This window comes from uncultured Gimesia sp. (genome assembly GCF_937910335.1).
Classification (GTDB): Bacteria; Planctomycetota; Planctomycetia; order Planctomycetales; family Planctomycetaceae; genus Gimesia.
Map to the genome: position 1 here is coordinate 1 of NZ_CALEMX010000334.1, position 10,012 is coordinate 10,012.

A 10,012-nucleotide genomic window follows, 5' to 3' on the forward strand; every position below is an offset into this window, starting at 1 on the left:
CCAGCCGCGTGCTGCGGACATTTTCTGCCAGCAAAGCCAACTCGGTTTCAATAGATATTAACGTTCGAGCATGTTGAAATTCATAATCTTTTCGATGTTGCTGTAAAAAATACCAAGCAGCCGCCAGTGGAATCATACACTGGAGTGTTAATCTCCAGTCGACGGAAATCGTAAAAAGCAGTAGAATCAACAGTGTGGAAGCATGCTGAGAAAGTCGATAGATCCACTGAAAAACACCACTTTGCACTACCCCAACATCTTTGGTGAATAAAGAAAAAGTCTCGTCCGTTTCTTTACCTGATAAATCACCAGGCCCCAGTCGCAGTGCCTGACGATGGATCATATTTCGTAACGTCATAGAAACATGCTGAGAGATTTTCAAACTGCGTTGCCTGATCCTCCAGCGAATCATCATGCGAATGATGGAAAGTATCAGTGCTACGAAAATGAGTGCAAAGAAGGCTGACTGATTTTCCTGAAGAACAGGAAAACGCTGGTAGAGTCGGTTCAATAGATTCGAGGGATATTTCGAATGTAGTCACCACACAGAAGGCAGTATTCCGGAATCAGTCAAAACAAGAGTATCTGAACCAAATTGAATGGATTCTGCAGATTTCGCATTATCCGCTATCGGTTCCGATAATTTTGTTGTTGGCTCCTTATCGGATTTTTCGGGAGTCTTTTCTGACTTCGCTTGATCCGAATCAATCACAAGCGGCGGAATATTTCTCAATTCCTGAATTCTCAGAACATTCTGTTTTCCTCGAATGGTGATCCTGCCCCGATGGTTGAGTAAGTCAACTATCAGAAATAAATTGACCGCCAATAAAGCAAGTAACAGACCATTCACTAGAGACCAGATCAAGACTGATCTGGCGGAACCCCGAAAGAATTCCCGCGCAGGAAACGCGCGGTGGAAGGCGTTGGGCTGACGATTTGACACAGGACCCACCGAATCTGTTTAAATGATTGATAAATGCAACCTGCCTCACATTGTTCAGGCAAGGTCACGGTCTTCAAAAAGGATAAAGGCAACCAGAATCGCGATTCCAGAATAAAGCAGACAGCTTAAAGCCGAATAACCGATATAGATTGGTGGAACCACTGTTCCTGTTGCAACCGCTGGTGACATATTAAAATTATCAAGGTTAGGCAAAACTGTGGCGATCAACTGTCCTGTGAATTTCACAAACTCCAGCCCTTCTGATTTGGCCTGAACCAGATTAGGTGTCAGATGACCTATAATGTAGATCCCAAAGCATATAATCATATTCACCATCATCGGCAGACGGGTTGAAATCGCGACACTGATTGCAGTCAGGATAGCAACTTCCATGTAAATCAGAAGAATACCCGGAAGAATCAGCCAGACAGCTGCCATTTTTTCTGCATGGCTGGGAACATCTTTGGAAGCTTCCCGGGCATCATAACCCACCTTGAAATAAACAAGTAACAGGAAAGTAATCACCATCGGGAGCATCAACCAGACAACGGCTTTGAGTATGCCGAGATATTTTCCGACTATAAATTGACGACGGTTGATCGGCTTCGACAGCAAAGTCATGGCTGTCTTACCTTCAATTTCATCTGCGATACTCGTGCTGGCAGACCAGACCGCAAGCAACAGACTGCATATCAAAATCGTCGCTAAGCCGCAGTCCATCAGCATTTTAACATCGTCGCCCATCGAAAAGAACGGGAGAAATGTGTTGAGCAGTAGCAGAACCAGACCCAATGCCATTAAAAGCATGAACACTGGCTGGCGAATCGCCTCTTTTGTAGTGGCTTTGGCAATCACTCCTGCCTGTGAATAAGAGACCACTCCAAATAGAATCACAAAATATATCAGGACACCAATTCCGGTAATCCACCATTGCACTGTCAAGTCAGCATTTTCTGCAGAAAAAACCAAGAGGCTTTCCATTGTTATATTCACCGATCAAGAAGTTATATGAACTTAAGAATAAAATTACATAATATGTGAGTGCCATTCGCGGCGCATAATCATTCGATGGTAGTACGGAACAGGCTTCTCAGAATGTTGGTTTTATTTTTAAAGTTCTGAAAAACAAACCATTTATGATCGAAAAAAGACGCATCTTGCTCCAGTCCCTAGCTACTTTACCGCGAAAAGGTGATCAAAGTAAAGAATACGGAGCGATTCAGAACATGATTTCCCTAATCTGGTATGAACGTCCGCTATAACTTGCCAGATTCGGTTCAATTCAATTCAAACTTGCTTAGCTACTTAGAGTTAGCGTTTGATTGAAAAGTTCAAACAGCTTGGATCGGGAGTGACTTCCTGAATCGATACATCTGTTACATTTGTTGCAAAAGCCAGCATCATTTCATCAAAAAATTCATCCAGAATCGATTTATCACTCGCCTGGACCATCAGTTCGACAGTCCCGTCTGACAAATTTTTGACAAAGCCACTAATAGGATGCTGGCTGACAAGCCTTGAAGTACGATAGCGAAAACCAACGCCCTGTACACTCCCGTGAAAAACAGCATGCAAACAGACTGTAGCTGCTGATAAATCCGAATGCTGGGAATCAGCACACATTGAACGGGCTTCTAATGTCGAAATATGGAATCATGAATTAGAAACGAATTTTTATCGACAATCGTACTACGATCAAGAAAACTTGAAACGGGAAGAGCAGTTTCCGTTAAGGCGAGGAGGCGCCCTCTTTACATTGACCAGCCTCTGGAAGATCAGAGAAGTCAATACACAACTCTTCTCGGACAATACTCATGCTCCGTGGAGCATCAATGCCTAGCCTGACTGAATTGGGGCCAATTCGAACAACCGTCAAGGTTACGTCATCGCCAATCCGAATTCGTTCACCGGGCTTACGTGATAATACAAGCATTTCTTTTCGAATCCTTCGTTATCTGTTCCCTCATACTTCCCTGTAACCTTTTCAGAAAGGTTGAAGCCAAATTGTAGGATGAGGGTAATTCAAGAGTACTCATTAAGACAGTTTACTGAAAACATTCTCTATTTCCCCGACAACTGCCATCACTACGATGTCGACATCAGTATGATAACACCTTTTGGATTAACGTGTCTAGCCCAGACTTAAAAATATAAAACAGCGACCTGCAACCACAGAAACACTACCCCACACGCCACGCACTCCCTATATTATTGCACAAAATCCAGGCACCCCGAGTATTGCACAAAAAATAGGCAGCAAAACGGGTTGCCCACCACACAAATCGCAGAATCTAGTGGGGTTTTTCAGTTCAATGTTGCCTCACAAAACGCAGAGAACTCCCCCTTTCCGGTATATCGGAAAAGGGTTCGCCGAATCACAACTTCGCCACCGATTACGTTAGAACTGATCCGTTTCAAAATCTGATGAGCGCCAAAGGCGCATGGAATTCGCAGAAGATAGAAAAAGAAGCGGGAAAACCTGATGGCAACCGCTTGACGATTTCAGCACGGATCGTCAGTCTTTAGCAACAGTATTTACCAACTCAAAAATCAGCCTCATTAACGGGGAAATATTATGGTTCGAATCGGAATTATCGGTATTGGTTTTATGGGAATGGCTCATTACGAGGGAGCCAAGAAGCTCAAAGGCGCCAAAGTTACCGCCATTTCAACCCGAGATCCCAAAAAACTGGCGGGTGACTGGAGTACAATTGAAGGAAATTTTGGTCCTCGAGGTGGTCAGGTTGATTTATCTAAAGTCAAACAATACGCCGACTATCACGACCTTTTAGCTGACCCGGATATTGATCTGGTTGACATTTGCCTGCCCACCCAGATGCACGAAAAGGTAGCTCTGGACTCCATTCGAGCTGGCAAACATACGCTTGTGGAGAAGCCAATTGCCCTGGATCTCAAAGCGGCAAACAAAATGGTAAAAACAGCAGAGAAGGCAGGGGTACAGTTCATGGTAGCGCAGGTACTTCCCTTCTTTCCTGAATTTCAGTTTGCTGTAGAATGCGTTCAAAGCAACAAGTACGGCAAACTTCTAGCCGCACATTTTCGCCGAGTTATGGCACCTCCCAAATGGTCGGAAAATATTGAAGATTTTCAGAAGTTAGGTGGCTGGGGGGTCGATTTACATATCCATGACAATCATTTGATCAGCCTGATGTGTGGGGTTCCTCGAAAAGTGACTTCACGCGGGATCGAAAACAAAGGCTATGTAAACCATGTTCATACCGTCTATGATTTCGAAGACCCGAACCTGGCGATCAGTTGTGTCAGCGGAGGCATCGCGGCACGTGGTTTGGAATTTGCGCACGGCTATGAACTCTACTTCGAAAACGCGACAGTCCTATTTGGTGCAGGAACAATGGGAGTGGGTAAGAATAAAGAATGGGTCGTCAGCCAGCCGCTCACACTAATTACTAAAAAAGGTCAATTACAACATCCTAAACTAAAAGGGGGAGACGCCTGGTGTGCGGCATTTACCCTGGAATTACAGGCAGCAGTAGATGCGATTCGATCTGGTGTTGAACCAGAGGCTTTGTCCGGGGCTCTGGCTAGAGATGCTCTGAAAATCTGCTATGCGGAAGCAAAAAGTATCCAGACGGGCCGATCCATAGCGGTCAATTAAGTGTCTCACTTATAGAAATTTCATCTTTACAACAATCACACCGCCGAATCTCGAACGGTTCTTCGATTTCCGGCGGTGTATTTATTGGTAAGTCAGATAAATTGAGTTAATCTGGCTTACTTGAGAATACTAACATTTCTGATCCACCAATCGTGTTGTTTCCATGCTTGAAAATTTACCTCTCCAATCCCTGAAATACAAAGGACTTACTATCGAGGGGTATTCACGCGCTGCCGTTCAGAGTTACTGGAGAGTTCCCGAACTCAAACTGGGCTTCGACATGGGTGCCAGTCCCTGGTCATTCATGGGCACTTCAGTCTTTTTCATTTCGCATGCCCACCTTGATCATATGGCAGCATTACCCGCTTATGTTGCCCGTAGACGTATGATGAAAATGAGTCCGCCCACGATTTATATGCCCGAAGAAGTCATTGATCCAGCCTGGAACATGCTGAAAAGCTGGCAAAAACTGGATCGAGGGCGCATGGAATGTGACCTGGTTGGCTTGAAGGATGGGGAAGATATCCAGCTTTCACGTGAACATGCCGTAACTGCTTTTCGAACCAAACACACAGTTCCCTCTTTGGGTTTTCAGGTCTGGGACTGCCGCAAAAAGCTGAAACCAGAATTCATCGGCAAGCCAGAATCGGAAATCCGTGATGCGCGAGTTGCCGGAACCGAAGTCAGCGAAGAAATTCGCGTGCCTCTCGTTTGTTATACGGGAGATACCGCTCCTGCTGGCCTGGATCATTTCGAAACCGCCTATGAATCCAAAGTACTGATTACCGAGATGACGTTTTATCGTCCCGATCATCGGCGGGAGAAGATCCATAAATTTGGCCATATGCACCTTGACGATCTGGTCGAACGTGCAGAACGATTTCAAAATGAATTGATTATCCTCGCACATTTCAGTACGCGGTATCATGATAATCAGGTGATGAATGCCATCAAAAAACGCCTGCCAGCAGAATTACAAGAACGTATTCACCTCTGGATGTAGAGTTTTGAGTCACAGAAATGAAAACAGCCTGAAGGAAATGGGCTTCCTTCAGGCTGATCGTTTTTTTAGATTAAGCAATTAGACTACGCGTTAATTTCGTACCCTTTACGCTGCTTGCGGCTCTGCCACTGATTGGCATCGTCATCGCCGATAATCTGCTCTGTTTTGGGATCCCATTCCAGTGAACGATTAAGACGAATAGCAATATTTGCCAAATGACATGTCGTAATAGCTCTATGGTGTGTCATGACATCGGAAATTGGTTGTTCCCGCGCATCGACACATTCATAGAAGTTTCGCATGTGATCGCCAGGCTGACGCCCTTTGTAGAGCTTCTTGATGGTATCACTGGAAAGTGGGTTATTCTTCAGGTCTTCTACTGGTTTACCAGTTAAATCGCCACGGCTGACGAACATCCGACCTTCAGTACCTGTAAAGAGAATTCCATTTCGCCCATCGCTTTTGATCGTCATTTTCACTTCGTTCGGGAAAGCGCACTGCACTTCGAAATTGGAAGCAACGTTATAAGCGTCGTCTTTGGTAGGCATGCCATTCTTGAGAGGAATCGGATGTACTGCCGAAATGGGAACGACCTGGGTGGGGCCTGAATGATCCATGCCAATTGCCCATTGAGCGATATCAACATGATGTGCGCCCCAGTCGGTCATTTTGCCACCAGAATATTCATACCACCAGCGGAATTCGTAATGTCCACGTGTTTTGGCACTAGGCTTCTCGCCTTCGCCTGCTTTCCAGCGATAATCTGTGACTGGCGCTTGTCCAAGCCATTTTTCCCAATTCAAGGATTTAGGAACTTCAGCGACCGGAAGAGGACCACTGGGAGCAATGCCACCGATGACACATTCCACTTCTGTGATTTTGCCTAGGCGACCTTCTTTAATAACAGCTACGGCGTTCAGGAAACGCTGTCCCATTTCACTGCGCTGTTGCGTTCCAACTTGAAAAACGCGCCCGGTTTCTTTCAATGTTTTGATGATTTGCTTGCCTTCATCAATCGTCAAAGTCAGCGGTTTTTCGCAATAAACGTCTTTACCGGCTTTCATCGCTTCGATTGCAATTTTTGTATGCCAATGATCGGTCGTGACGATGGTCACTATATCGATTTCGGGGTTTTCGAGAACTTTTTGATAGTCTTCGAACACAGCGACTTTTTTATTATTCCCTTTTTTGCCCTGAATATCTTTCACTCGATCGTGAGCTTTATTCGCATGAGCAGCATCTACATCGCAGACAGCTATCACATCGCCATACTTCATGGCATTAGGACCAACGGAATTCCAGCGACTACCTGTTCCAATACATCCTACTACAGGACGGTCATTGGCTGCCTTGAATTTGTATGCACTGGCAGGATCAATATCAAACCAGAAAGGGACGCTGCTGCCAGCCACAACAGCGGCTGATGTTTTCAAAAAGTCACGACGATTTTGATTAGGTTTACTCACTGAAGACTCCTTATCAACAAAAATAATTGCAAGATGATCAAATTCATTAAATCATCGAGATGCAGGATGATTGATTGTGAACGGACTATTATAATAGACCTTGAAACAGCATTGCAAAGATCAAGCGACTTTTATCTCTGTTTTGCTTTCTATTCTTTTCAGTACGTATTTGATGAGATCCATGCTAAAATGAAACTCAAAATAGAATCTCTCGAGTAGAGAAATAGTGAATCGTTCAGCTCTGCCGCAACCCAAAACGGCACTGTCTACCAATGAAAAAGTAAACGACCTCTTTGTAAGCGAAGTTAATTAAATCAGCTGAGCAATCGATTGATCCAATGCGAACGATCTTACACGTTGATATGGATGCTTTTTATGCATCGATTGAAGAACGGGATCACCCGGAATTAAAAGGGGGACCGATTATTGTCGGCGGTCAAGCTGAACATCGAGGTGTTGTTTCGGCGGCCAATTATGTAGCACGCGAGTTTGGTGTGCACAGCGCCATGCCCATGAAAACCGCGCGTCAACTTTGCCCTCACGCTCACTATTTTCCGGTGCGAATGAAAGACTATGCTGAGGTCTCTCATTGTATTCAGAATATTTTTCGCAAGTATACTCCGCTGGTTGAACCCCTCTCGCTAGATGAAGCATTTCTGGATGTCTCCGGCAGCCAATTATTATTTGGAAGCGGTCCAGATATTGCCGTCTCTATCAAGCAAGAAATAAAAGACTCATTAAACTTGATTGCATCTGTGGGTGTGGCTCCCAATAAATTTCTGGCTAAAATCGCCAGTGACGCCGATAAGCCGGATGGGTTGGTGATCGTGGAGCCGGACGGCATCCACAAATTTCTTGACCCATTGCCCATTTCACGCGTATGGGGTATTGGGAAAGTTGCCGGCAAACGCTTTGCCAACCTGGGAGTTCAAACCATTGCACAATTACGGGCTCTTGACGCGAAATTGTTAGGCGAGTTATTTGGCGAGCAAGGCCAGCATTTGTGGGAACTCTCACGGGGCATTGATGATCGTCCCGTCATTTCCGATCGACAGGCAAAATCGATTTCACGCGAGACTACATTTTCTAAAGACGTGACAGATATGGAAGTTCTGAAAACGGTTTTAATCGAACTGGTAGAGGATGTGGCCCGGCGACTTCGCAAAAACGAACTGCGAGGTAAGACCATTCATCTCAAAATTCGCTACGATGATTTCTCTACATTTACTCGCGCTCTCACTTTAAATCATCCGACTGATATTACTAATGAAATTGAAGAAACGGCATTACAACTACTGAAAAACCGATTGCCTGAGCGTGCTTTATCAATCAGACTCATTGGAGTCGGAGTCACCGGCTTTGATACAAGACCATTACAGCAACGCACTCTCTTTGAAGAAGCAGATCAGCATAAGCATTCTCGCCTCGATGAGGTAAGAGATCAGATTGCAAACCGATTTGGTACCGAATCGTTAAAAAGAGGGACGCGGATTACATCAGACGATTCTGATACTGAGGCAGCTGATGAATAACATCATATTCTCAGTAATCCCTATACTTATTGTAAATATATAATGTTATGAGGCGGGTGCCCAACGTACTTCCTGGCTGATATCGAATCGAACTTTCGTGTCATTGGCGCCTTTTTGGCCCGAACGACTGCTGCCTTGATCAATCAACTTTTGCAGATCGACGGTCATCTGCTTTACAACTTCCGGATGTAGTCTGGCCAAGTCATTCTGCTCGCTGATATCGGAATCCAAATTATAAAGTTCCGTTATCGTTGGCTTACCTCGTGATTGTTGAAGGTTTTTACCACTCATTTTGAAAACGATTTTCCAGGGACCATTTCGGTAGGCAAATTCGCCGTGGTTCGAATGATTCACGAGTGAGGTACGCAGTTTGTCGTTTTTCTGATTCAATAAAGAAGGAAGAAAACTGATACTGTCCTCTGCTCCGATTGAGGGTAATTCGACTCCTACAATATCCGCGTTCGTAGCAATTAAGTCTGTCAGACAGACCATCTTGTCACTGCGCGTGCCTGACTCAACCCTTTTAGGCCAGCGCACAACAAGTGGAACACGGTGTCCGCCTTCCCAGATATCTCCTTTGTGTCCACGATAGGGTCCACTAGGCTGATGGCCCGCTTTGACCAATTCATTCCACCCTGTGTAGTGTGAATGACCATTATCCGCAGTAAAAATAACAACCGTGTTCTCGGCGATCCCCGCTTTATCAACGGCTTGAATAATCTGGCCGGCAGACCAATCTGTCTCCATCACAAAGTCTGCAATGGGAGCAATTCCACTTTTACCGCGAAATTTTTCCGAAGGCACCACTGGTTCATGTGGTGAAGTCATTGAAAAATACAGGAAGAATGGCGAATCTTGTTTTGCTTGATCATGAATATATCGAACAGCACGTTTAGTGATTTCCGGGAGAATCTTCTGCATCCTCCAATCTGGTGCGGTGGGTGCACCAACAAATCCTTTGGGTAAGACAATTCCTTCACTGGGATCCAACTGAAATTTTGCAGTTGGAAGACTCGTAACATGATCATTTTCAATAAAAGCGAATGGAGGAAGGTTGGGAAGATCAACCCCAAAGAAGTAATCAAACCCGCGTTCAGTCGGTCCGCCTTTAATCGGTTTTTTGAAATCCCATTGCAGTTTCCACTGTCCGTTTTTTTTCTCCATCATACGACTGGGTTGCGGGCCAGCCCATTGCCAACCAAGATGCCATTTTCCGACGCAGGCCGTCTGATAACCCTGTTTTTTAAGTAATCCCGGTAATGTAAGCCGATCTCTGGTAATCAGTGGTGGCTCATAAGCGGCGACCACCCATTCCTGCAAACGGGTCCGCCAACTGTATCGGCCGGTCAATAACCCATAGCGTGTAGGCGTGCAGACAGCTGATCCACTATGAGCATCGGTAAAACTCATCCCCTGTGACACGAGACGGTA

10 protein-coding genes are annotated in these 10,012 nt (G+C 45.2%); 3 read left to right on the forward strand and 7 right to left on the reverse strand.

Features of this window, described 5'->3' with window-relative positions; genetic code table 11:
* The 5 genes from Q0668_RS13300 to Q0668_RS13320 all read right to left on the reverse strand — a co-directional run.
* A partial coding sequence (locus Q0668_RS13300; RefSeq protein WP_298865469.1) for a hypothetical protein occupies window positions 1–415 on the reverse strand: 415 nt, incomplete at its 3' end.
* Between the two features lie 123 nt (window positions 416–538).
* Window positions 539–943, reverse strand: coding sequence for a hypothetical protein (locus tag Q0668_RS13305; RefSeq protein WP_298865452.1), 405 nt, complete (start codon window positions 941–943; stop codon window positions 539–541).
* A 54-nt stretch (window positions 944–997) separates the two neighbouring features.
* Window positions 998–1,912: an ABC transporter permease subunit gene (locus Q0668_RS13310; protein ID WP_298865455.1), complete on the reverse strand. Its 915-nt coding sequence runs from the start codon at window positions 1,910–1,912 to the stop codon at window positions 998–1,000.
* A gap of 342 nt (window positions 1,913–2,254) precedes the next feature.
* Window positions 2,255–2,566 (reverse strand): acylphosphatase, encoded by a 312-nt coding sequence (locus Q0668_RS13315; protein ID WP_298865456.1) that lies wholly within the window; start codon window positions 2,564–2,566, stop codon window positions 2,255–2,257.
* Between the two features lie 106 nt (window positions 2,567–2,672).
* Complete coding sequence (locus tag Q0668_RS13320) at window positions 2,673–2,876, reverse strand: carbon storage regulator (RefSeq protein WP_298865459.1); 204 nt, start codon at window positions 2,874–2,876, stop codon at window positions 2,673–2,675.
* Between the two features lie 642 nt (window positions 2,877–3,518).
* On the opposite strand from Q0668_RS13320, the gene Q0668_RS13325 reads away from it, so the two are divergent.
* The gene (locus Q0668_RS13325; RefSeq protein WP_298865461.1) at window positions 3,519–4,580 is read left to right on the forward strand and encodes a Gfo/Idh/MocA family oxidoreductase; all 1,062 of its coding nucleotides are present in this window, start codon (window positions 3,519–3,521) and stop codon (window positions 4,578–4,580) included.
* A 163-nt stretch (window positions 4,581–4,743) separates the two neighbouring features.
* Window positions 4,744–5,583, forward strand: coding sequence for an MBL fold metallo-hydrolase (locus tag Q0668_RS13330; RefSeq protein ID WP_298865463.1), 840 nt, complete (start codon window positions 4,744–4,746; stop codon window positions 5,581–5,583).
* 83 nt (window positions 5,584–5,666) lie between these two features.
* Here Q0668_RS13330 and Q0668_RS13335 read toward each other — a convergent pair whose 3' ends face one another.
* On the reverse strand, window positions 5,667–7,049 hold the full coding sequence (locus Q0668_RS13335) for a Gfo/Idh/MocA family oxidoreductase (RefSeq protein ID WP_298865464.1): 1,383 nt from the start codon (window positions 7,047–7,049) through the stop codon (window positions 5,667–5,669).
* 338 nt (window positions 7,050–7,387) lie between these two features.
* On the opposite strand from Q0668_RS13335, the gene dinB reads away from it, so the two are divergent.
* On the forward strand, window positions 7,388–8,581 hold the full coding sequence (dinB, locus tag Q0668_RS13340) for a DNA polymerase IV (protein ID WP_298865466.1): 1,194 nt from the start codon (window positions 7,388–7,390) through the stop codon (window positions 8,579–8,581).
* Between the two features lie 45 nt (window positions 8,582–8,626).
* Here dinB and Q0668_RS13345 read toward each other — a convergent pair.
* Window positions 8,627–10,012 (reverse strand): arylsulfatase (locus Q0668_RS13345; protein WP_298865468.1); only part of this gene is annotated, 1,386 nt, incomplete at its 5' end.